The sequence below is a fragment of the Hydrogenoanaerobacterium saccharovorans genome, assembly GCF_016901815.1.
Classification (GTDB): domain Bacteria; phylum Bacillota; class Clostridia; order Oscillospirales; family Ruminococcaceae; genus Avimicrobium; species Avimicrobium caecorum.
In genome coordinates this window covers 166134-187647 of record NZ_JACSNR010000002.1, presented here as the reverse complement: position 1 = coordinate 187647, position 21514 = coordinate 166134, and the positions used below count along the sequence as shown (strand labels likewise).

Annotated in this window: 19 protein-coding genes and 2 tRNA genes; 7 read left to right on the top strand and 14 right to left on the bottom strand. The window is 58.0% G+C overall.

Features of this window, described 5'->3' with window-relative positions:
* Window positions 1-44 precede the first annotated feature (44 nt).
* From H9X81_RS03215 to H9X81_RS03195, 5 genes are all read right to left on the bottom strand, one after another.
* Window positions 45-737: a response regulator transcription factor gene (locus tag H9X81_RS03215; protein ID WP_191392228.1), complete on the bottom strand. Its 693-nt coding sequence runs from the start codon at window positions 735-737 to the stop codon at window positions 45-47.
* Window positions 738-815: 78 nt separating this feature from the next.
* Window positions 816-2150 carry a hypothetical protein gene (locus H9X81_RS03210; protein WP_204719758.1) on the bottom strand — a complete coding sequence of 445 codons (1335 nt, stop codon included), beginning with the start codon at window positions 2148-2150 and terminating at the stop codon, window positions 816-818.
* 36 nt (window positions 2151-2186) lie between these two features.
* On the bottom strand, window positions 2187-2699 hold the full coding sequence (locus tag H9X81_RS03205) for a nitroreductase family protein (RefSeq protein ID WP_204719756.1): 513 nt from the start codon (window positions 2697-2699) through the stop codon (window positions 2187-2189).
* Between the two features lie 229 nt (window positions 2700-2928).
* On the bottom strand, window positions 2929-3912 hold the full coding sequence (locus H9X81_RS03200; RefSeq protein ID WP_191392231.1) for a hypothetical protein: 984 nt from the start codon (window positions 3910-3912) through the stop codon (window positions 2929-2931).
* Window positions 3913-4016: 104 nt separating this feature from the next.
* Window positions 4017-4706, bottom strand: coding sequence for a helix-turn-helix domain-containing protein (locus H9X81_RS03195; RefSeq protein ID WP_191392232.1), 690 nt, complete (start codon window positions 4704-4706; stop codon window positions 4017-4019).
* Window positions 4707-4990: 284 nt separating this feature from the next.
* Between H9X81_RS03195 and H9X81_RS03190 the strand changes: the two genes are divergently transcribed.
* Both H9X81_RS03190 and H9X81_RS03185 read left to right on the top strand, forming a co-directional pair.
* Entirely contained in the window at window positions 4991-5686 is a 696-nt protein-coding gene (locus H9X81_RS03190; RefSeq protein ID WP_191392233.1) for a histidine phosphatase family protein, read from the top strand.
* A gap of 111 nt (window positions 5687-5797) precedes the next feature.
* Complete coding sequence (locus tag H9X81_RS03185; RefSeq protein WP_204719754.1) at window positions 5798-6661, top strand: DUF975 family protein; 864 nt, start codon at window positions 5798-5800, stop codon at window positions 6659-6661.
* Between the two features lie 76 nt (window positions 6662-6737).
* Here the strand turns inward: H9X81_RS03185 and H9X81_RS03180 are convergent, their stop codons facing one another.
* Window positions 6738-7376: a lactate utilization protein gene (locus H9X81_RS03180; protein WP_191392235.1), complete on the bottom strand. Its 639-nt coding sequence runs from the start codon at window positions 7374-7376 to the stop codon at window positions 6738-6740.
* A gap of 134 nt (window positions 7377-7510) precedes the next feature.
* Window positions 7511-8179: a DUF4358 domain-containing protein gene (locus H9X81_RS03175; RefSeq protein ID WP_204719752.1), complete on the bottom strand. Its 669-nt coding sequence runs from the start codon at window positions 8177-8179 to the stop codon at window positions 7511-7513.
* A gap of 200 nt (window positions 8180-8379) precedes the next feature.
* On the opposite strand from H9X81_RS03175, the gene H9X81_RS03170 reads away from it, so the two are divergent.
* Entirely contained in the window at window positions 8380-9741 is a 1362-nt protein-coding gene (locus H9X81_RS03170) for a DNA recombination protein RmuC (protein ID WP_204719750.1), read from the top strand.
* Window positions 9742-9807: 66 nt separating this feature from the next.
* Here H9X81_RS03170 and H9X81_RS03165 read toward each other — a convergent pair whose 3' ends face one another.
* Window positions 9808-10515, bottom strand: coding sequence for a GNAT family N-acetyltransferase (locus tag H9X81_RS03165; protein ID WP_204719748.1), 708 nt, complete (start codon window positions 10513-10515; stop codon window positions 9808-9810).
* Between the two features lie 78 nt (window positions 10516-10593).
* Window positions 10594-11853: a competence/damage-inducible protein A gene (locus H9X81_RS03160; RefSeq protein WP_204719746.1), complete on the bottom strand. Its 1260-nt coding sequence runs from the start codon at window positions 11851-11853 to the stop codon at window positions 10594-10596.
* Window positions 11854-12375: 522 nt separating this feature from the next.
* Between H9X81_RS03160 and H9X81_RS03155 the strand changes: the two genes are divergently transcribed.
* The 4 genes from H9X81_RS03155 (at window position 12376) to H9X81_RS03140 (ending at window position 15406) form a co-directional block, all read left to right on the top strand.
* Window positions 12376-14475: a hypothetical protein gene (locus tag H9X81_RS03155; protein WP_204719744.1), complete on the top strand. Its 2100-nt coding sequence runs from the start codon at window positions 12376-12378 to the stop codon at window positions 14473-14475.
* A gap of 135 nt (window positions 14476-14610) precedes the next feature.
* Window positions 14611-14697 (top strand) — tRNA-Ser (locus H9X81_RS03150).
* Window positions 14698-14743: 46 nt separating this feature from the next.
* A tRNA-Ser gene (locus tag H9X81_RS03145) sits at window positions 14744-14834 on the top strand.
* A gap of 284 nt (window positions 14835-15118) precedes the next feature.
* Window positions 15119-15406 (top strand): DUF6809 family protein, encoded by a 288-nt coding sequence (locus H9X81_RS03140; RefSeq protein WP_204719742.1) that lies wholly within the window; start codon window positions 15119-15121, stop codon window positions 15404-15406.
* A gap of 73 nt (window positions 15407-15479) precedes the next feature.
* On the opposite strand, the gene H9X81_RS11755 is transcribed toward H9X81_RS03140, so the two are convergent.
* The 5 genes from H9X81_RS11755 to H9X81_RS03120 form a co-directional block, all read right to left on the bottom strand.
* Window positions 15480-15743: a GNAT family N-acetyltransferase gene (locus tag H9X81_RS11755; protein WP_243423969.1), complete on the bottom strand. Its 264-nt coding sequence runs from the start codon at window positions 15741-15743 to the stop codon at window positions 15480-15482.
* The gene (locus tag H9X81_RS11750) at window positions 15744-15941 is read right to left on the bottom strand and encodes a hypothetical protein (protein WP_243423967.1); all 198 of its coding nucleotides are present in this window, start codon (window positions 15939-15941) and stop codon (window positions 15744-15746) included.
* The gene (locus tag H9X81_RS03130) at window positions 15928-17259 is read right to left on the bottom strand and encodes a hemolysin family protein (protein WP_243423965.1); all 1332 of its coding nucleotides are present in this window, start codon (window positions 17257-17259) and stop codon (window positions 15928-15930) included. The genes H9X81_RS11750 and H9X81_RS03130 overlap by 14 nt, the downstream gene beginning before the upstream one ends.
* Before the next feature lie 286 nt (window positions 17260-17545).
* Window positions 17546-18484: a hypothetical protein gene (locus H9X81_RS03125; protein ID WP_204719738.1), complete on the bottom strand. Its 939-nt coding sequence runs from the start codon at window positions 18482-18484 to the stop codon at window positions 17546-17548.
* Window positions 18474-21503, bottom strand: a complete 3030-nt coding sequence (locus H9X81_RS03120; protein WP_243423963.1) for an RNA dependent RNA polymerase — start codon at window positions 21501-21503, stop codon at window positions 18474-18476. Before H9X81_RS03120 ends, H9X81_RS03125 begins: the two co-directional genes overlap by 11 nt.
* Window positions 21504-21514: the final 11 nt, after the last annotated feature.

The following is a 21514-nucleotide window of genomic DNA, read 5'->3' as shown; positions in this document are numbered from 1 at the left end:
GCCACAGCCGGAAGGCCTCCTTTCGGGTCAGAATGGGAACAGGGTTACGGGTTCCACTTGTAGCCGTAACCCCAGACAGTGGTGAGGTAGCGGGGTTCACTGGGCTCGTCCTCGATCTTCATGCGAAGCCGCCGGATATTCACATCCACGATCTTCACATCGCCCATGTAGTTTTCTCCCCAGATATTGGAGAGGATCTCGCTGCGTTCCAGGGCCTTGTTGGGGTTCTGCATGAAGAACTCCATGATCTGGAATTCCACCTGGGTCAGGTCGATGAGGTTGCCGCTCTTGGTGAGGGTACGGCTGGAGAGATTGAGGATAAACGGGCCGGAATGGATTTCATCGGCAGTCTTGCCGCCGCCGGACAGGGATACCCGGCGATAGATGGCATCCACCCGGGCCAGCAGTTCGGACGGGGAGAAGGGCTTGGTGATATAGTCGTCAGCGCCGAGCATCAGGCCCTGGACCTTGTCCATCTCCTGGCTCTTGGCGGAGAGCATGATAATGCCGATGCTGCTGCTCTGTTCCCGGATGCGGCGGCACACTTCAAAGCCGTCGATGCCCGGGAGCATGATGTCCAGGATGGCGATGTCAAAGTCGCCGCCTGCCTGGGCAAAGGCTTCGAGTGCTGCTTCGCCGCTGGCGACATCCACTACATCATAGCCCACCCGCTTGAGGTTGAGCACCACAAAGGCACGGATATTGTCTTCGTCCTCCATAACAAGGATCTTACGCATGAGGAAAATACCTCCTTTATATACAGATTGATTGAAAGTAATCCGCTCCGGACGGTACCGGCACGGGAGTTTGCGGGATCAGCTGAGCAGGAACCGGGAGCGTACCTCCGATTCGGTGATGCTCAGTTCATGGTCGGTGGTGGGGATACTGGCTGTGTATTCAAAGATCCCCTTGGTTGCCAGCGTGAAGTAGACATCGGTGCTGAACTTATCCTGGTAGTCCTGATGGGAGCTGACCTTGATGGTGAGCAGCACTGTTCCTGAGGGATTGAGGTCGCCGTTGTAGACCACAAACTGCCACTCGTTGGTCTCGGTGACCCGGCGTACCGTCACATTGTCCACCCAGCTGTCCGGCATGAGGAAGATATAGCCCATCTCCCGGTTGGATACCACCGAATAGGCGGGCAGCAGTTCTCCGTCATGGAGGTTCTGGTAGTCAATGCGGTAGATATTCTCGTCCTCATCGCTGGAGGAATACCCCGGCATCAGGGTGGAAATGGGAATATCAATGATGCCGTCGCCGTTGTAGTCCTGGCAGGTGAGCTCTGCCGGGCGGACCGTCTGGTCATAGAGGCTGTCCGCTGCCTCCTCCTCTTCGTCATCGCCGGTTTCAGCCGCTGTGACAACCTCCATATTGAAGCCGTCCAGCACCACAATGTCGGTGGCGGCGGAGGAAGAACTGATGAGCTCGTCCACATAGATGGCGGTGTCGCCGTCCAGGGTCTTGCCCAGGGTCAGGCCGGTGAAGTCAATGGCACGGCTGCTGAGAATGGTCTCGTCCCGGGCAATGACCCGGCTGCCCGCCCGCCGGACAATCTGAATGGACGGGTCACGGCTGCTGGCCCAGCCAAGCAGCACCATTTCACTGTAACCGTCCTCGTTGATGTCCATGAAGTAGAGCCGGTCGCCGGCGCCGCTGAACAGATTGGACAGCGTCCCCTTTTCATAGGAGTAGATCTCGATGTCCAGTTCGGTGCGGCCCCGGTCCTTCCAGCTGATGATGAGGTCATTGCGGTCCAGGGTGGAGATGGTCGCCAGATCCACCGTGTAGATGTCATCACCGGCGCCAGCCATGTCATAGACCGATTCCCATTCGCCCTGGTCGTTCTGATCCAGGATATTCATGCGGATGGTGTCGGTACCGGTGAGCTGGTAGAATACCACCGCCTCATTGGAGGACTCATCGTCCAGGTTGCACAGAATGTAGGCGGAGCGGTTCTCGCCGGAGATGGGATATTTCAGGGTGAAGTCATCGGTGCCCAGTCCCCGTTCCAGCGCCTCTGCCAGGGTAGCCTGGTCAGGGCTGAGCTTGGGAGGCTCGAGCAGGTCTTCGGTATTGGCAGGGACCATACTGCAGGAGGAGAGCAGCCCGGTGAGCAGGCAGACCCCCAGCAAGGCCAGGACAGGTTTCATCGGGACAGTTCCCTCCTTTCCGGTTGCGCCGGGAAATTACCAGCGGTTCTCGTGAATCTTATCGGGCTCTACCCGGTCGAGGGTTTCCTTTTCCTCGGCGGGCATGCCCAGAACGATGAGTGAATAGGCCTTGATGTGCTCCGGCAGGCCGAGCAGTTCCCCGAAGGGCTGCTGACGCTCGGTATGATCCACACCGCACCATACGGCGCCGACACCCAGGCTGTGGGCAGCCAGCAGGATATTCTGGGTGGCAGCGGCACAGTCGTCCATGTAGAACGGCCCGGATACCGACTCATCCCCGCAGACGATAATGGCCCAGTCCGCCTGGGGCAGCATCTTGGCATAGGGGTGCAGGTCGGAGAGCTTCTGCATGAGCTCCCGGTCGGTGATGGATACGAAGTGGAACGGACGGCGGTTCATGGCGCTGGGCGCATAGAAACCGGCTTCCAGGATGGCACGGCGGACCGGTTCCGCGATGGGCTCACCGGTGTATTTGCGAATGCTGCGGCGGGATCGGATCGCGTCGAGCACAGGATTGTTTTCCAGCATAAAGCGCACCTCTTTCTTATGGTATTCCCGATGAAGGCCCCGGAGGGGGTGCCCGCAGTCAGGAGTCAAAAATCTGCTATATAGCGAAAAAACTACTATATAGATTATATCAAACCGGGCGGCTGTGTCAATGAAAAACGGCTGTCTGGAAAAGGACGGCAGAGGAGAAAAAATGGTGGAAATCCCAGTAAAAAAGCCGTCCGGACCAGCCGGACGGCAGATGAAAAAGCTAAGCCATGAGATTGGACATATACCGGAAGCTGCCGTCCTCCTGGGGACGCACCGACAGCACCCGGCTGCTGTCCGGCAGGGGTTCGCCGGTACAGGGATCGTACAGGCAGTAGCTGATGCGCAGCAGTTCCTCCTGCTCATGGGCGGACAGGACCCGGACCCGGGGAAGTTCCGCTTCATAGTCCCGCTCAAAGGTGTAGTGCATGCAGTCACTGGCATAGTCGAAGTCGTAGACGGTGTAGACCACCGCCCGGCGGTCGATGCCGTCAAAGTAGCGGGAGAGTGTCTCCACCAGGTAGTTCACCGGAATCCAGCCGTCGGGATAGGTCTCCCGGAAGGAGATCCCGTCCACGGCCCAGGCAATATCCTCTGCCAGCATGAGCAGGTCGCCGGCTTCCTCCGGGCTGCTCCAGGTCTTTTCCCCGATGGCAGTGGCGGCAATGGGTTTCAGATAGGTATCATAGAGCTGGCGCAGCTCGGCGATGTTCCCGTAGAGCTCGGCGTCATTCACCGCCCGGAAGCCAAAGTCCTCGCCGCTGCCGGTCTGGGCGGTGAAGAACCCATAGCGGGTGAGCTGGGGCTCGGTGAGGGTATCGGTCTGTTCCGGTTCGGCGGAGGTGATCCAGTCCTGTGTTTCACTTCGGGAGAGGGTGATCTCCTCGCCGGTGTTTTTGCAGAGAATCCGGGTGCAGGCGGCGGTATCGCCCGAGCCGCTGAACTGGTACATCTCCACCGTGCCGCCCTTCTTGGCAAGGGAGGCAGTGGCTTCCTCTGCCATGGCCTTGGTGGTGATGGGCTCCTCCTCATAGCTGATCAGGCTGCCCGAATGGACCGCCTGCTGCCAGAGTTCACTCTGGGTGAGTTCTTCCGGCACCGGGGCAGCCAGCAGGGAGCTGTCCAGCAGTTCGCTGCCGGATTGGAAGCTGCAGGACGCCAGGAACAGACAGGCAGCAGCTGCCAGGGAAAGCAGACATCGTTTCATGGAATACCTCCGTAGATTCAGGAAAAAACGGCTGGCACCGGGGAGTTCCCGGCATCAGCCGCGGCATGGATAAAACTTATGCCTCCCGCATCGGGGAGAGCCGGTCACCGGTCGCCGGGAACGCTTCCGGTCACAGCGGATTCGGCATTTTTCACCAGGCTGAGCAGCGAGGTGGCAAAGAGCGGATAGAGTTCACTCATCCGCTGGGTGGTGAGGGGTTCGGCGCCCTGATCCAGGTCTCCGCTCTCCACCAGGGCGGCAATATCCGCCTCCCGCAGCTGCATCACAGCATCGGCATAGCGGTCGGAGAGCACCCGGGGCAGCGAGAAGAGATTCTGCTGGTTCTTGGGATTGGCGGAATAGACCAGCCGGAACATCCGGTAGACCGACAGCATCAGGAATTCACTGACGGCAGTGATGAGCCGGCGGTTTCCGGTGCGGGCCATCTGGTCAAAGAGGATATTCAGCGAATTGGCAATGAGCTTCTTATTGAGGACCGGCAGGATACCGGCACTGCCCATGACATTTTCCTTACCGCCCATATCGGGTTCGGGGATCTCGTCCACCGAGAGGGTGGTGCCGTCCCGGTCAGCCGAGCGTCCCAGCAGGTAATCACAGGATACGCCATAGAAATCGGCGCATTTTACCAGGAAGCCCAGGCCGCATTCCCGGATGCCGTTTTCATAATGGGAGAGCAGCGCCTGGGAGATCCCCAGTTCAGCCGCAGCCTGTTTCTGGCTGATATTTTTTTCTTTGCGCAGCAGGGTGATCACACGGGAAAACTCGGATTTCACGGCGCAGCCTCCTCCAGTGGTTGATTAAAAATCCGGCTATTCCCCAAAACAGCCGGCTTGTAATAAGAATTATAAGCGAATTAAAACTGTTTGTAAAGTGGATTTCCCCGAATTGTTCAAGAATTTGTCGAGGAAAGTTCAGGAATCCCTTACAAAACCGTTGATAATTCCGGAAAATCCCATGTTATACTGGTTGAAGATTGATTCACAGACGGATTTCGATTATACTTATGGTATATCTTCCGGCTGTCCGGCCGGACGCGTACAAAGGAGAATGAATCGATATGATCACCTATAAACTGCATCTGATCCGTCATGGACAGACCGAAGGCAATCAGAAGGGCCTGTTTGTGGGCCGGACCGATATGCCGGTCTCGGAAGAGGGATTTGATGAGCTGTCCCGGCTGCGGGATACCTATGAATATCCCCGGGTAGGAGCGGTTTACACCTCACCGCTGCGCCGCTGCATCCAGACAGCGGAGTTCCTCTATCCGAACAATATGCTCACGGTGGTGGACGACCTGCAGGAGATGGACTTCGGCGAATTTGAAGGCAAGTCGGTGGCGGAACTGGAGGACAATGAGGACTTCGGACGCTGGCTGGCGGATTCCGCCCACAATGCGCCTCCCGGAGGAGAAACCGGCCTGCAGATGGCAGAACGCCTGATGAAGGCACTCAGTGAGATCTTTGCCCATATGATGCAGAACCGCATCACCAGTGCGGCAGTGGTCACCCATGGCGGTGTGATCATGACCCTGCTCACTGCCTTCGGCTATCCCAAGCGGGAGCTGGGCAGCTGGAGTGTGGAAAACGGCAAGGGCTATACCATTCTGATGTCGCCGCAGATGTGGATGCGGGACAACAGCTTCGAGATCTATGATACTGTGCCGTCCATGCTGGAAGAAGGGGACAACCGTTGGGATACCCGCAGCTGGGCCATGGATCTGGAGGATCTGGAAGACCTGGAGGACGAGGAATAAAATTCCCCCGCCGCAGGGGAAAAGACGCATAAACTGCGGGTTCTGCTGCCCATACTTTCCAGAGAAACACAAAAGGGGCAGCAGTATGACTGGCAAAGGAGATTTCTGTGTATGAACTATCTGAATGAGATGATCCGGCGCAACACCCGGGATATGCTCCGGCGCAACTGGGGCAAGGCAGTGGCGCTCACGGTGACCGTGATGGCAGTGCTGCTGCTGGGGTCCATGCTGGAGAGCGCCATCGGCGGGCTCACCGGGACCTATGGACTGGGAACGCTGCTCACCATCTACCGCAGCAGTCTTTCCGCCCTGACCCCGGCCCGTCTGGCAGCGTCCACTGCCCTGACCCTCAGTGTGGGGCTGGTGGAACTGCTGCTGCTCTGTCCGCTGCTGCTGGGCATCTCGGAATGGCTCACCGGCCTGAGCTACGGCATCTGCGAAAACGATATGGGTTCGGTGTTCCGCCATTACCGCAGCCCCCGCCGGTTCTTCCGGGCAGTGTGGCTCTATCTGAATATCGCGGTGCGCAGCTGGCTCTATACCACCCTGCTGCTCCTGCCCGGCAGCCTGATGATCGGCGCCAGTGAGCTGTTTACCCGGGGAAACCCCAGCTCCCTGGACCGGATCATGGCAGTCATGGGCATGGCAATGGGCGTCTGCCTGCTGATCCTCGGCGGCATCACCGCCTGGATCTTCACCCGGCGGTACGCTCTGGCGCCCTATCTGGTGATCCGTCAGGACAGCCTCACCGCACGGCAGGCCATCCGGGAGTCCATCCAGGCCACCCGCGGCTTCAAGACCAGCTATGCCTGGTTCCAGTTCAGCTTCATTGGCTGGTGGCTCTTCTCGCTGTTCATGCTGCCGCTGTTCTACACCATTCCCTATGTGTGGGGCGGCAATGCACTCTATGCCCGCACCCTGCTGGAAGCCCGGCGGGTGATCCCCCGTCCCGGCGAAGCAGCCCAGCCCGCCTGATTTTTCCCGATATGCAGAACACCCCCGACCACTCGTTCCGAACGGGCAGCCGGGGGTGTTTTTTATCTGCCGGGAATCAGAGCCCCAGTTCCTCACCGATGAGAAAGACATGGATGCGTCCGGCAGGACGGCAGGCCCGGGTGAGCAGGATCTGGTTGCAGATGCAGTCCGGGCTCAGGCAGTTGTGGCAGAGGCCGTCCGCGGCACAGGGGGTCTTTCCGCCGAACCGCAGGGCATTGGCCGGGGCGGCAGTGTTCCGGGCACGGCTCACCGCTGTTTCGGTGGTGGGCTGGATCTTGCCGGCACTGCACAGCACCAGCACCTGCTTCGGCCCGAAACAGAGCGCCGCCAGACGGTTGCCGGTGCCGTCGATGTTCACCAGCACTCCTTCCGCCGAGATGGCATTGGCACTCATCAGATACCAGTCGGAGAGCAGTCCCTGCCGGTGCAGTTCTGCCCGCTCCTCCGGGGTCTTTGCCAGATCCCGGTCGATCACCTTCCAGTTCCCGGCGTGGACCGCCTCGGTGAGCCCCATATCCCGGATGGTGGCAGAGCCGCCCCAGGCCACCGTGCAGCCCTCGGGCAGCAGCCGCAGCGCCGCGGCCTTTGCCTCCTCGGCGGTGGCAAACCACTCGGCCTCAAAGCCCCGGCGGCGCAGCTGGGTGATGGTCGCCCGGGCCAGCTGTTCATAATGTTTCTGCATCAGTTCCTGCATAACAGGGTCGCTCCTTTCAGTCCTTTTTCTCTATTGTAGCATGGGCTGTCCCGGCTGCAAAGCGTTTTCTCCATAAAACAGAAAAAAGCAGTACAGCCGGACGGCCATACTGCTTTCCATAAGGGAGGGATTTTTTACTTGGCGTTCAGGGTATCGCTGATGGACTGGTAGATGGCGTCGGAATTTTCACCCATCACCATAACCACATAGCCATTGATGGTCTCGCACTTGGCGTTCTTGGCAATGGCATACTGATCCTGGAGGTAGGTTTCAAAGCTCTTCTGCTGCAGTTCTACAAAGTTCTGGCAGGCAGAGAGAACGGTCTCCTCCTTGCCCTCAGCCGGCTTGATGAGAGCCATGCCGTAGGCACGCACATTGATCAGCGAAATGGACAGGGCACCGGCTTCAATATCTTCAGCGGAAAGGCCCAGGGTCTCAAAGATCATCTGGGAGGAACGGGCAGTGCCTTCAGCCTGCTGGAAGGCTGCGATCTCCTCAGCGGTGAAGCCCTTCTCAGTGAGAGTGGCGTCGATGTCCTCATAGGGCAGAGCATTGTACTCCTCCATGAAGGTGTTGGCCTCGTCCTCGCTCATGCCCTTGTTGGCGGTGAGCCAGTCGATGGCGGCATTCAGCGAATCGGTGGTGATGACCTCCGCCATACCGTCGGAATTCTCCGAAATAGCCGAGGACAGGATCTGGGACAGCTCTTCAGTGGTATACTCCTTGGTCTCCGGAGCGTTGGAGCAGGCTGCCAGCGAAAGGGTCAGTACGGCTGCCAGAGCAGCGGAAAGCAGTTTTTTCATGAGAATGAACTCCTTGTTTTTTGATAAATTTGGTTTGTGTACCCAGCCGGCAGACATTTACTGACCGGCCGCATTACAATAGTGTACCCGATGGGCAAAATTATTGCAAGGGCAGGACAGAGTTTTTTGACCGGGCTGGGCGGCGGGGATAAAATATGCTACAATGAGAACAGATTTTTTGAAGAAGGGGTGGAAAGGAGATGGAATATCTTCTCTATCTGCTCACCGGGCTGACAGCGGTGCTGCTGGTGCTGGTGATTCTTTTGCTGGTGCGGCAGAACCGGACCGTCCGGGACCAGGAGGCGGAATTTGACCGCCTGGCTGAGGAACTGCGCCGCCAGCAGACGGTGAGCGCCGGGGAACTGAGCCGGCTCAAGATGGAACTGGATGACTCAGTGGGCCGCAGCACCGAACGGATGGCCAAGGTGCTCACCGACAACCAGCGGCTGATGCAGGAAGTGACAGCGGAACAGCTCAGCCGTCTGGACCGGCGGTTTGCGAGCTTTGCCATGGAGAACGAACAGAAGCTGGAGCAGGTGCGCCAGACCACCGAACAGCGGCTTCTGGCCATGCAGCGGCAGAACGCCGAAAAGCTGGACGAGATGCGGGGCGTAGTGGACGAAAAGCTGCAGCGCACCCTGGAGGAGCGCATGACCCAGTCCTTCCGGCTGGTGAATGAGCGGCTGGAGCAGGTTTATAAAGGCCTGGGCGAGATGCAGACCCTGGCAGCCGGTGTAGGCGACCTCAAGAAGGTGCTCTCCAATGTCAAGACCCGGGGCATTCTCGGGGAGATCCAGCTGGGCTCCATTCTGCGGGAGATCCTGGCCCCGGAACAGTATGATGAGAATGTCGCCACCCGTCCGGGCAGCCGGGAGCGGGTGGAATTCGCGGTGAAGCTGCCCAACCTGGATGGAAGTTTTACCTATCTGCCCATCGACGCCAAGTTCCATGGCGACGCCTACGCCCAGCTCCGGGACGCCTATGAGAGCGGGGACGCCGCGGCAGTGGATGCGGCAGCGGCAGTGCTCACCGCCCGGGTGCGGCAGTCCGCCAAGGATATCCATGACAAGTACATCGACCCGCCGCACACCACCGAATTCGGTATCCTGTTCGTGCCCTTCGAGGGACTCTATGCCGAGCTGGTGAACCGGGGCATGGTGGAGGTGCTCCAGCGGGACTATATGATCAACATCGCTGGCCCCAGCACCATGGCGGCATTGCTCAACAGCCTGCAGATGGGCTTCCGCAGTGTGGCAATCCAGCGCCGGAGCAGCGAGGTCTGGGAGGTGCTGCGGGCAGTGCGCACCGAGTTCGAGAGCTTCGAGAAGGTGCTCACCCTCACTCAGAACCGGCTGGATCAGGCTTCCCGGGAGCTGGACAAGCTGGTGGGCGTGCGCACCCGGCAGATCCGCCGGCGGCTCAAGGACGTGGAGACCCTGGACAGCTCCACCGCCCGGGAGATCCTGGAACTGGACGAGCCGGAGGAATACACCGCCCTGCCGGAGCCGGAAGAGCCCGACCGGGCAGCAGACCCGGACACCCCTGTCCCGGACGGGGAATGACCCCAGACAGAACAGAAAAACCGGCGCTTCCATGCAGGGGCGCCGGTTCTTTTTTATGATGGACAGTCAGCGCCGGGCCAGCCAGAAGCAGGACTGTTCTGCCTGGGTCATACCCAGCTTGCGCTGCAGGGAGAGGGATTTCTCGTTGTCGGTGGAGATCTGTGCAAAGGGGATCTTGCCCTGGTTGAAGTGCCGGTCGATCATGAAGCTCTCCAGATCATAGGCATAGCCGTGCCGGCGGAATTCCGGCAGTACTTCCAGAATGCCGATGCTGCCCTCGGGGTGTTCCCCGATGAAGCCCACCAGTTTGTCCCCGAGGAAGCCGCCGAACAGGTGTCCCCGGCGGATATGGGCGATCACCTGCTCCTCATTGAGGTGCTCATAGTGATCGGCAATCACGCCAGCCAGCTCCTCCGACGGGGTGCGGATCTCCAGACGGCCCGCAGGTTCCGGCGGACGGTTCTCCAGATAGGCCACATGATAGTATTCAAAATCCAGCCGGAGTCCCAGCAGTTCCTCCGCCTTGCGGCAGAGGTCGGCCCGGGTGACGCTCAGCTCCCGGACATCGTCCCGTTCCAGGAGCAGGTTCAGCAGAGCCTCTCCGGGGGCATAGTCCCGGGCATAGAGCATATAGACGCCGGAGTTTTTCTCCCGGAGCAGGACAGCCCCCCGCTCTGCCGAGAGAATCTCCGCATTGCCCCGGCGGACTGCCTCGCTCATGGCAATATTGAGCATCCTTTCTTCATTGAGATATTTGAGTGCTTGGGTATGCATGACAAAACTTCCCTTCCTGACGCTGACAGGCCGGCTGCTGCACCGGCAGAGATCAATGGTTCAAAAAATGCGTATGGGTTACTGTTTCTTTCCCAGCCTGCGGGCGGCAAGGAGCAGCTGGAACTGGGCTTCCAGAGCGGACCGGGTCCGGTTCGACTCCCGGACACTGCTGCCCTGGGAGCGGTAGTGCCGGGTGAGGGTGTATTCCCCGTCGGGGGTAGAGACGCCGAAGCAGACGGTGCCCACCGGCTTTTCCGGAGTGCCGCCGCCCGGTCCGGCAATACCGGTGACCGATACGGCAAGGTCAGCTCTCATGAGTTTCCGGACACCCCGTGCCATTTCAGCGGCACAGGCTTCGGATACAGCGCCGTGCTCCCGGAGGGTCTCCTCCGAAACGCCCAGCAGACCGGCCTTGACGGCGTTGGCATAGCTGCACACACCGCCGTCAAACACCTCCGATGCCCCGGCAACCGAGGTGATGGCAGCGGTGACCATACCGCCGGTACAGCTTTCCGCGGCGGTGGCATGGAGCCCGTTTTCCCGCAGGGTGCGCACCAGCACTTCCGAAAGGCTCTCGCCGTTCAGACTGTATGCGTGGTCGCCGAATTCGGCGGCAATCTCCCGGGCAGGGGCTTCGGTGAGGGCATAGGCTGCCTCTTCGGTATCGGCCCAGGCACGCAGACGGATCTCCACCTCGCCATCCTTGACATAGGGGGCGATGACAGGGTTCCGGGAGGCGGTCATGCGGTCATGCAGACGGCTCTCGGCTGCCGCTTCGGGGATACCGAAGATGCGTACCGACCGGGTCACCCGCTTCTGACCGGTGCGCTCACGCAGCCGGGGCAGTACCGATTCCCGGAAGATGGGCAGACATTCCCGGGGCGGGCCGGGGAGCTGTACCAGGATCTTGCCGTTCTTCTCCAGCCAGATGCCCGGTGCGGTGCCGTTGAGGTTCACCAGGGCTTCGCCGCCCTCGGGGATCATGGCCTGCCGCCAGTTGTTGTCGGTGAGTTCCCGGCCTGTGGCAGTGAAATACTCCCGGATGCGCCGCTCTGTTTCCGGGTCCCGGACCAGCGGGACTCCCATCTGCTCTGCCGCGGATTCCCGGGTGATGTCGTCATAGGTGGGACCCAGGCCGCCGATGGTCAGGATCACATCGCTGCGGTCAAAGGCCTCTGCCAGCGTCTGGCGGATCTCAGCGGGATTGTCGCTGGTCACAATCTGCCGGCGCACCCGCACACCGGCATCTTCCAGCCCGGCTGCGATTTCCCGGGCATTGGTATTCACAATATCACCGGTGAGCACCTCATCGCCCACCGCTATAATCTCACAGTTCAAATTCATTCCCTCCTGTCGGGACGCCGGAAAAAACCATCCGTCTGTTCCGGTATCGTTCTGCTGAATATCAGTATATACGCATCTGTCGGATTTTTCAATTTTTTATGGGGATAAATACAAGAAAACCCATGCATAAACTGGGAAATGTGGTATAATAGCCGTAAGACGGCTATTATACCACTTCTATAGCTGGATGATTATACCATTTGCCGTATAAAACCGTGGAATAGCCTGACTGCAGCGGACTGCTTTTGCAGTTCCGGAGGGGACGCTCCTGCGTTCCCGGAGCCTCTGGACCAGACTGCCGGATGCGGCCTGGGAAAGGGGGCATTCTGTCTTTCCCGGCCCGGTGAACGGGCATGGGGGAGCTTAACCCAGCCGGACAGCGGGACAATCCCTGTCTGACCCGGGCTGGATCAGAGAACTGTTTTCTCCGGCAAGTGGGAGTTTTTTAGAACGGATAAACCAAAGGAACGGTTGACGCACATGTCCATGGAACTGAAGAACAGAATCAAATTGGGAATGGGTCTGCTGCTTGTGATTGCGGTGGGCCTTGCGGTCTATTTCGGCTTTTTTGCCGCCAAGGCTCCGGCAGAGATTCCGGATCTGGCAGAACACACCGGCACTGTGACGGTCACCCATGGCAATGCCCTGCTGGATGCCCGGATGGGCGAGGCGGATTCTGCCAAGCTGATCGAACTGCTGGCCCATGCCCGGTTCTCCCCCAATGAGGAGGCCCAGATCCAGGATTACAGCGGCGGCATCCGCATTCTGTTTGCGGACGGCGGGGAGATCACCCTGCTCCGGGGCGAGGAAAAGGTCTTTGCCCGGGCGGTGAATGCCGCAGGGGAGACCGGCTATTACACCGTCAGCACCGATGTATATGAACAGGTGCGGCTGCATATCTACACTGTGTTCCCTGACGGTGTGACCTTTGAGGAACTCCAGCCCTGGTGGGACGAATATTTCTATATTGTCAGCCTGACCCTGATGGATTCCGATTTCAACTCGGCCCAGGAGATCCCGCCGGAATCGGTGGCGAAGTATACCCTGTACCAGATGATCGCGGACGGTTCCGCTGAAGGCTATCTGATTACCGGGCAGAAGGGAAGCTGGTATCAGATCCCCTATTCGGAATTCCTGGGACGGGCGCAGTATTACTTTGCGGACGGCGCCAATGTTTCGCTCAAGGAGACCCGGTACTACCGGGAAGAGGATAAGTCCATGCTGTTTTCCACAGCACAGCTCCCGGAGCTGACCGGTGAGCGGCCTGCCTTTGATGATCCGGCGGAGAATGGCGGATACTGTCTGGTATCGGTGCACCGGGACCTCATGGGCGTGCTCACTGCCGAGGTCTATGACTATAACGAAGTCGGCTTTACCGAGGGCGGCGTCCACACCCGTACCCATTACTTTACCATGGTCTGCGGCTCAGACGGACGCTACCGGTTTGTGAGCAAACGCAGCCAGATCATCGACCCGGCCCAGGTGTCGGTGGAGGGCTACTTCCTGAGCATCGGACAGATCGGTGAGATCACTCCGGAGATCGAAGCGGAATTTGCCCTGACCCAGGCGGGAATCCTGGATGGGAATATCCTCCTCTATCATATCCAGCACACCGCATCGGGGTATCAGATGTACCTGTATGGGGTCAATCCCCGGACCGGCGGTGTGATCCGTTCGGCTGAGATTCCGGAACAGCCGGAATCCTCCGCACTGCTCCGGGCAGAGGTCACAGCGGATGGCACGGGCGTCCTGGTCTTTGCTGAGGACCGGGTGATCCTGCTGGACAGCCGGCTCAGCCAGGTGGAGGAACTGGTGCTTCCCGAGGAGGCCCAGGGCCTGGAATATGACTGCTCCGATGATGGGGAACAGCTCTGCTATGTGGACGACACCGGACTGTGGCTGCTCCGGGCTGAGGATACAGAGCCCATTCTGCTGGCAGCGCATCCCACCCAGCCGGAGGGCGAGCCGGAGATCCGTCTGGCACGTCCGCGGTTTATCCAGCAGGGCAGCTCGATCCTGACAGCGGAAGTCCAGGACGGCAGCACCCTGTACTATACCCGGTATGATCTGGATGAGCTGGAAGAAAAGCTGGAGGAGCAGGAAGCCGACCGCAGGAAGAACCAGAAGAAGGACGATGAGGACGAAGAGGTTCTCACCGGTCTGCTGGAAGGCCGGCGGGTATCCATCTATCCCGGGACAGTGATCACCGAGGTCAGCACCGATGACTATCTGGTAGTGCTGTATCCCAACCGGGACACCGAAGAACTCACCGGGTATATTGCCGGTACAGTGCATTACTTTGAAAGTGATGCCACCTTCTCCTTTATCCTGCCGGATAACGCAGAGGCCGGCCCCCGGCTGATCCTCAATGACCGGGTCTACTACTTTGAGCAGGTCTCCCAGCCCGGAGAGGAGAATGTGGTCTTTGAGCTGAAGGTGCTGGAACTGGGCAGTGCCATGAACCGGATCTCCACCGGGCTGAAGGTGAGCAATGCCGAACCCCGAATCCTGGGCGCTGACGCCGAGGGACGGGTGCTGTTCAGCTTTGTATCGCCGTCGGGTTCGGGTATGGGAATTACCGATCCGGTCCGCCAGAAGGGAACCGAATCCAACTGACCCCCTGTAATATGGAATTTGAGTCGGACAGATGCCGCTGGAAGGTGTCTGTCCGATTTGTATTTTCAAAAGATAAAATTTCTCCTTGACTAATGGGAAAGGATATGGTAGAATAGCTTACAGTTCAACCGATATGGAGAGATGTCCGAGCGGTTTAAGGAGCCGGTCTTGAAAACCGGTGACTCGAAAGAGCCGTGGGTTCGAATCCCACTCTCTCCGCCAACATCGTTCCGAACAAGTTCATAATTTTATTGGTTAACTTCACTATGGAGATGTACTCAAGTTGGTGAAGAGGCGCCCCTGCTAAGGGCGTAGGTCGGGAAACTGGCGCGAGGGTTCGAGTCCCTCCATCTCCGCCAAATAAAAGAGCACCCAAAGGGTTAAGCCCCATAGGTACACAATGTGGACCTATGGGGCTTAACGCCGTGTATGGGGAAAATTAGGGCTTGTGGAGCACCACAGGCTCTAATTTCTTATTTAACAGGACAACTACCGGCTCTCGCAAGGTGGTAAGTTTTCTGCCCTCGGACTGCGGTGTATGGTCTGCAAAAATTGATTATAACGCATTTGCTGGAGAAAAATATTTCGGTGGCTTTTCAAACTGACCTGTGGTATGTTGTCTTGCTGCAAGGAGGTAGAGTATATGAACAACGCCCTGAAAAAATTCTACTACAGATTTTACACGCCACTGCCTATGGCAGAGTCTGAGCAGAAAATTGAAACTTGCCACCAACAACTCATTGAGAGATTGGAAAAGCCAGAGAGAAAACTGGTGTTGCGGATCATGGACGCACAGAACCTAATCACAGAGGAACGATCTATGGACAGTTTCCTTTGCGGATTCCAATTAGCATGGGAATTGGCATACGAGTTGAATCACTTTGAAACAGACAGGCATCCCTTTCCGGAAGAAGCGGAGAGGGATGCCTGATTCTTATGGGAATAGAAGCGTAGTATCGTGCTTTACTCGAAACATACTGCTTATATTGGATACAACTACTTTCTCAGAGGGCATTTCGATATATCATGATTTCTTCCCCTTTGGTATCCAGTTCGCCTGTAAATGCAAATCCAAAGGAGCGATATAAAGCGATTGCCGGATGGTTTTGTGCGTACACGCTGAGATAAATATTTGCATTGGGATAGTGGGAACAGATCTCCTGTAGGATCAGCTGGACCGCAGGCTTTGCATAGCCTTTACCTTGATGCTGCTTGTCAATCAGCAGGCGGTCGAACCAAAGTCTTGTATACGCCGGCTCCTGAATCATTCAGTACATGGTAAAACCCATTATGCTATCTTTGTCATAGATGCACATGGGATGCCACGCCGCCAGCTGATCCGCCTCTTTCATATATTCCGCAACACTTTCGATAAACCCGGTCTGGTATGGGAATACTTCCGGTGCCTCTGCAGCTCTGTGATTTTTATAGGTGACAGGTTTTAAAGACAGGTTACTCATGCTCATCTCTATGTTCCGGCTTTTCTGTGTTCTGCGGCTCTGCCAGGCAAACCAACGCAGTTACCACTTGATGATTTCGGATCTCGGTGATCCGGATCACCAGGCCAGCAGTCTCCACCTCGATGGTGGCTCCATCCTCCGGAATGGTGGCCATGGCCCCGAAGATCAGTCCGTTAAAGGTATCGAAGTCCTCGCAGGGCAGCGTGACACCAAGTGTTTGGGCAACCTCCTCCAGGGGCGCCTCTCCACGGATCTTCCAGGTGCCGGAGTCCACAGCCTCGATCAGGGGGAAATCGCTTCGGCATACATCCTCCTCACCCAGATCTCCCACCAACTGCTCCACAAGATCATTGATGGTGACGATACCCGTCATGCCGCCATATTCGTCCAGCACCACCGCTAAGGGATGACAACTGCCCTTCATGTTGCGAAACAGTACATCCGCCTTGACGCTGTCCGGTACCAAATAGGGAGTCTCCACCGCCTGTTCCATTACGGTCTCACGGCTCCGGTCCGTCAGGCGGAAGTAATCTTTTGCATTGAGGATACCCACCACATCGTCCGCGGATTCTCCACACACAGGATACCGGGTGTGGCGGCTGTTGTGGATGGTGGCGGCCCACTCCTCCATGCTCTCCTCCAGCCACAGAATGGTCAGGTCGGTTCGGTGGGTGGCAATCTCCCCGGCGGTCAAGTCGTCAAACTCAAAGACGTTTTGGATGAATTGCTTTTCTTCGTGGTCAATGGTGCCTTTCTGGGTACCCACATCCACCATCATGCGGATCTCCTCCTCGCTGACGGTCTCCTCCTCGGCATTGGGGTCGATGCCAAGCAGGCGGAGGACGGCATTGGTGGAAGCGGTCAGGAACCACACAATAGGGGCAAACAGCTTGGCGATGGCGGAGATCAGGCCGGAGATTCCCAGCGCCAGAGACTCTGCCTTACGCATGGCCACCCGTTTGGGAACCAACTCACCAAAGATCAGGGTAAAGTAGGACAAAACCAGCGTGATGATGACCACGGCGATGGCGTCCAGGGTAGCAGCGGGAATGCCCACACCCAGGCCTACCAGCCAATTGACCAGGCCGTCTGAAAAGTTTTCCGCCGCAAAGGCGCTGCCCAGGAAGCCGGACAGAGTGATAGCTACCTGAATGGTGGCGAGAAAGCGGGCCGGTTGGCTGGTCAGACGAGCCAGACGCACGGCCCGTTTGTCTCCCTCCGCTGCCATTCGGGCCAGCTTGGCGTCATTGATAGAAATTACGGCAATCTCCGCACTGGCAAAGACTGCGTTGAGCAGGATCAGAAACACCTGCAGTAAAATCATAAATAAGATAGAATTTTCCATTGTAAGTACCTCCTCAAATCATAACAATTACAGAAAAAAGCGCAAAAAGACATGACCTGTCACATTATTCGCGAAAGTACAGGCCATGTCTCATTCGATTCTGTTCATAATTGTACGAGGGAGGCTTGGTGGGGGCGTTACTGTCACCGTCATCCATAAGTTGAAGACCTTCTCCTTTCATCATAATGGCTCATATCTTATCAGATAATCCTCGATTCGTCAACCTATGGAGTGACGACGATGCATAGATGCATACAGATTCTGTTCAGACTATGCTATTTGGCTTTTTAGCGCAGTTGATTTTATTGCTATAATCAGGGCTCCATCCCTGCTTGATTGCAAGAACATTGCCCAATCGGTACCGGCATAGCCCAAACCCGGTCTCTGAACGTTCCAGAAACGTCTCCGGAATCTGCTTGAGATACTTCCGCCCAAAGCTGGTAGTGCCGAAGTATGCGTCGAAGTTGGCCACCGGCAGCACTACCCAGTCGGAATCCTCCGGCTTATTGGCAAGGTAGTAGGATACCAGCGTCGTGACTATATCCAAAGGAACGCCCTTGGGCGTGAGCGTGCGAAATTGCTCCACCAGCGTGGGCGGCAGCTCTGGTTCCTCTTTCCGGAGTGGCCCAAGTTCCAGCGCCTGGGCCAGAAAACTGTCAAACCGCAGGCCCCACTGCCCCTTGGTGGTGGGGGCGAAAAGGGGGATCTGCATCTGGATCACCTTGTCCTGCCAGGCATGGTCAAAGCCCTTCTCAATGGCGGCACACTTCTTCTGGGCACTGCTGGACACCCTCCTCTCCGGGTTTTCCCGCACAAAAGCTGCCACCCGATGCACATGCCTGTGAAACCATCCGCTGCCGTTTTCCTCCACAAGGCCGGGGAATTCCGAATAAAGTTCCCCAAAATCACTGCCAAACTGCCACGCCTCCCGGGGCGTGGTTTTTTTACTGTCTGGCACACTGCACCAGGCGCATAAACCCCGCTTGGCATAGTCGATGCGTTCCCGGGGCGCTTCGGCTGGGCTGCCATCCTCATTATGAAACAGAAATCCTCTTGCCAGGATGGTCAGTACCCGGTTGAGTCCCTCAAAATCCAGGATGGTGTCGAAGGTGAACCGGCCCAGGTAGGTGGTGTCCTGTTTGTTCCGGGCGGTGTAGTTTACTGCGCCGGTGTAGTCCTGAAACTCCTTCCACTCATTCAGCATGGTCCACCTCCAGCACATGTTCCTCAATGTGATCCGGCAGCAGGTCCCACAGCAGGTTCCGCTTACCCAGGGCTACTACATAGGGCACTGCCAGGCTGGGCCGGACGATCTTGTCCAGCAGCCTGCGGCAGACCTTGGGCACCACGGCCCGCTCGTTGCCGCTGAAGGGGGCGGACAGATAGGCCTCCATCATCTTCTGGAAAGCCGGAGAGTCCGTCGGGCGGCGGAGCTGTTTCCGCTCCCGGGCCGCCTCCAGATCGTCGATGTCACAGACCAGATCCCCCAGCAGACGGAACCCGCCATGGCGGAAGTCGGTCAGGAGATCGTAGTAGTCGGCTCCCTCCGGCAGCCACTCCCGCAGGAATGTTTCTCTCTGTGCTTCTGTCATCAGGTGCCACTGCTGTTCCACGATTTCCTTTCGCAGAGCGGCGATACGCTCCGGGGAGAGCTGCTGGAAGAAGGCATACAGTTCGTCGCTGTCGTAGACTTCTTCCTGTCCCCTGGCGTAGAGAATGCGGTCAATGTCCGTTTTCCGCTGCTGTCCCTTGGCGGGGGCACGGCAGGCCCGGATGCGGGAGAGACAGTGCTCGTAGTCCCACAGCAAAGCAGAAACAGAAGAAAGAATGTTTTGGTCCAGCTGCCTCTTCCAGTTTCGTTTCTGGGCAAAGGCAAACAACTCGCTGTCCTTCGCTGGTTTCTCCTGAATCTTGGGCGTGTTGCGCTCCAGCTGGCGGGCCAGCCAGGGCAACCGCTCCACCGGAGAGTCCACCTGATCCCAGTCAATCCCGGCAAAGAAGGCCTCCAGCCGCTCCCGGTGGGTGGACTCATACCAGGCGCGGCGGCGCTCCTCCGCACGCTCCAACAGATATTTGTACTGGAGGAAAGGGGTGCGCTTTACCTTCCGTCCGCTCAGAAATTCATCCAGGTTGGGCCGCACACCGGTCTTGGCCGCGTCGATCTCCAGTCCGCTGTAGATGGCCAGGGCCTCCAAGTCCCGGCGGCACCGCTTGCGCTCCTCCGGGTCGGCGTGGTCATTGTAGGCGATGACGCTGCGATCCAGGGCGGCGTTGCAGATCTGTCCAATGCGGGCAGCAAAGGTGTTCTCCACCGTCTGAAACCGGGCCTGCCAGTCGTTAGCGTCGGACTTGGGTGCGGACAAGGATGGAATTTTCAGCAGGGGCAGGTTGGCGTTATTGGAGAGCTGCTGATGGACATCGTAGTCATAGTTCCGCTTCACACATCGGTTCAGAATGGGATCGGCAATGGTCTTGATGAGGTCGCCGTCGTAGTCGGCGCCGCCCAGCCGCTCCGCTGCCAAACTGTCAGCGGTCACCATGACCACATCGGTGAGGTGGCCCAGGTAGTGTTGGCGCAGGTCGTCTCCCTCTGGGTACACGGACAGCTGCAATTCCTCGTTCCGGGCGATGTGGGGATTGCGGAGAAGGGTGCAGCTGTCCTCGTGGTCATAGGCCGCACCGGGTGCAAAGAAGCTGTCCTCCGCAAAGAAATCTCCCATCACCTGATTGCAGAAGTCCAGCTCACCGGGCAACTGGAACACACGGGGCGCGATCAACTGCCGCAGCAACTCCAGTAGGTCACCGGAGAGGAAACGGTTGTCCCCCGGCACCAGCAACCGCCCGACGGCGTAGCCTCGAAGGATCTTTCGGGCCTGTCCGTCCAGTTGCTCGGTATAGATAGGCTCCCGGATAAACTTTGGATTTTTCTCAAGCACCCGGGCCATGATGTTCGCCCGGCTTCCCCTGGGCTGGCTCAGGCCCCGGCGAAAGTATTCCTGTTGATATGTTTCATTGGCCCGGAAGTTGAAGTAAGCGGTCTCGGTGGCCTTGGTCAGCCATTGCCGGGGGTCATTCTCCGGACTGTGGTCCCAGCCTTCCGGCAGGTCGGCGGGGCGGAACTCCTCCGGCTGGATGGAGAGGGTGGAGAGAAATTGATAGTTGAGCTCTGCCAGTTTCTCCGGCTCCGTCTTACCAAGGTTGGTGATGTACAGGGCGTGGTTGTAGTCCCGAAAGGCGTCCCAGTAGTCCTCCCAGGTCATACCGTTCTCCCGCAGCCAGCCGTAGGCCTTGAACTGACTGCGGGTGAGGATGATGTCCACACTGCGGACAGGGTGCGCCTTGCCCCAGATGTCCACGATGGTCTGGGTGCCGCTGCGCTTCAAAAAGTCTTTGAAATCCACCTGATGGAGCATCCCCTTGATGTAGGGCATCCGAATCTGGAAGGAGGTGTGGGTGTGGCTGCCGCAGCAAGCCTTGTCCACCACCTGGGCGTACTCCTTGGAGATGAGACCTACGCCGTCAAAGCAGGTGATGTCCAGATCTTCCAGTGTATCTGCCCGGTAGAAGGTTCCTGGCTCTCTGCCTTCCCGCAGGGTGATGACAGGGGCTCGCTCCACTCTCTTGGTTGGATTGTCTATGACGATGACCCGGTGATTTTTGTCAATGCGGATGCCGTCTACCCGGGTTCCGCTGGAAAACATGAGACCGTTGTAGGCGTAGAGTTTACTGAGCTGGCAGCGTCTCAATTCCATATTCAGCATGATCCGTTGGCGTATGGGTTCATACAGATCCGCCCGGATAAAGGAGAGACGGGACTGGCGGCTCATGCTGGCGGAGCGTTCAAAAGCCACATAGCGGTGTGGGCCGCTGCCGAAGTCCAGAGTGATCCCCTCGGGACGGAACATGTCTCTGGCCTTCTCCCGGCGGGCCTGCTGCGTCCTTCCGGTTCCACGCCGGTCAAAGATCCCGGCGAAGTCCATATAGAACAGCACATCGGAGAGGGTCGTTACCTTCTCCTCGCTACGCTCCCGCCAGCCTTTCCCGTGGAGTTGGTACATCAGCTGATGGAACATAGCGCAGCTATCCTGCTCGTGCTTGGCACCCGGTACCTTGCAGTGCTCGGTGGCGCTGCGGTTCAGAGCAAAGATGTAAACGCCGTCTTTCTCCGCGGCATAACTCATCACTGCCCGGGCAGAGAGTTCGTAGATCTGATAGGTCGCCATTGGCTCACCTC

Excerpts from the sequence above, each read along its gene's own strand:
- H9X81_RS03215 (WP_191392228.1), bottom strand. The coding sequence starts at position 737 with ATGCGTAAGATCCTTGTTATGGAGGACGAAGACAATATCCGTGCCTTT.
- H9X81_RS03210 (WP_204719758.1), bottom strand. The coding sequence starts at position 2,150 with ATGAAACCTGTCCTGGCCTTGCTGGGGGTCTGCCTGCTCACCGGGCTG.
- H9X81_RS03205 (WP_204719756.1), bottom strand. The coding sequence starts at position 2,699 with ATGCTGGAAAACAATCCTGTGCTCGACGCGATCCGATCCCGCCGCAGC.
- H9X81_RS03200 (WP_191392231.1), bottom strand. The coding sequence starts at position 3,912 with ATGAAACGATGTCTGCTTTCCCTGGCAGCTGCTGCCTGTCTGTTCCTG.
- H9X81_RS03190 (WP_191392233.1), top strand. The coding sequence starts at position 4,991 with ATGATCACCTATAAACTGCATCTGATCCGTCATGGACAGACCGAAGGC.
- H9X81_RS03185 (WP_204719754.1), top strand. The coding sequence starts at position 5,798 with ATGAACTATCTGAATGAGATGATCCGGCGCAACACCCGGGATATGCTC.
- H9X81_RS03180 (WP_191392235.1), bottom strand. The coding sequence starts at position 7,376 with ATGCAGGAACTGATGCAGAAACATTATGAACAGCTGGCCCGGGCGACC.
- H9X81_RS03175 (WP_204719752.1), bottom strand. The coding sequence starts at position 8,179 with ATGAAAAAACTGCTTTCCGCTGCTCTGGCAGCCGTACTGACCCTTTCG.
- H9X81_RS03170 (WP_204719750.1), top strand. The coding sequence starts at position 8,380 with ATGGAATATCTTCTCTATCTGCTCACCGGGCTGACAGCGGTGCTGCTG.
- H9X81_RS03165 (WP_204719748.1), bottom strand. The coding sequence starts at position 10,515 with ATGCATACCCAAGCACTCAAATATCTCAATGAAGAAAGGATGCTCAAT.
- H9X81_RS03155 (WP_204719744.1), top strand. The coding sequence starts at position 12,376 with ATGGGTCTGCTGCTTGTGATTGCGGTGGGCCTTGCGGTCTATTTCGGC.
- H9X81_RS03140 (WP_204719742.1), top strand. The coding sequence starts at position 15,119 with ATGAACAACGCCCTGAAAAAATTCTACTACAGATTTTACACGCCACTG.
- H9X81_RS11755 (WP_243423969.1), bottom strand. The coding sequence starts at position 15,743 with ATGATTCAGGAGCCGGCGTATACAAGACTTTGGTTCGACCGCCTGCTG.
- H9X81_RS11750 (WP_243423967.1), bottom strand. The coding sequence starts at position 15,941 with ATGAGCATGAGTAACCTGTCTTTAAAACCTGTCACCTATAAAAATCAC.
- H9X81_RS03130 (WP_243423965.1), bottom strand. The coding sequence starts at position 17,259 with ATGATTTTACTGCAGGTGTTTCTGATCCTGCTCAACGCAGTCTTTGCC.
- H9X81_RS03125 (WP_204719738.1), bottom strand. The coding sequence starts at position 18,484 with ATGCTGAATGAGTGGAAGGAGTTTCAGGACTACACCGGCGCAGTAAAC.
- H9X81_RS03120 (WP_243423963.1), bottom strand. The coding sequence starts at position 21,503 with ATGGCGACCTATCAGATCTACGAACTCTCTGCCCGGGCAGTGATGAGT.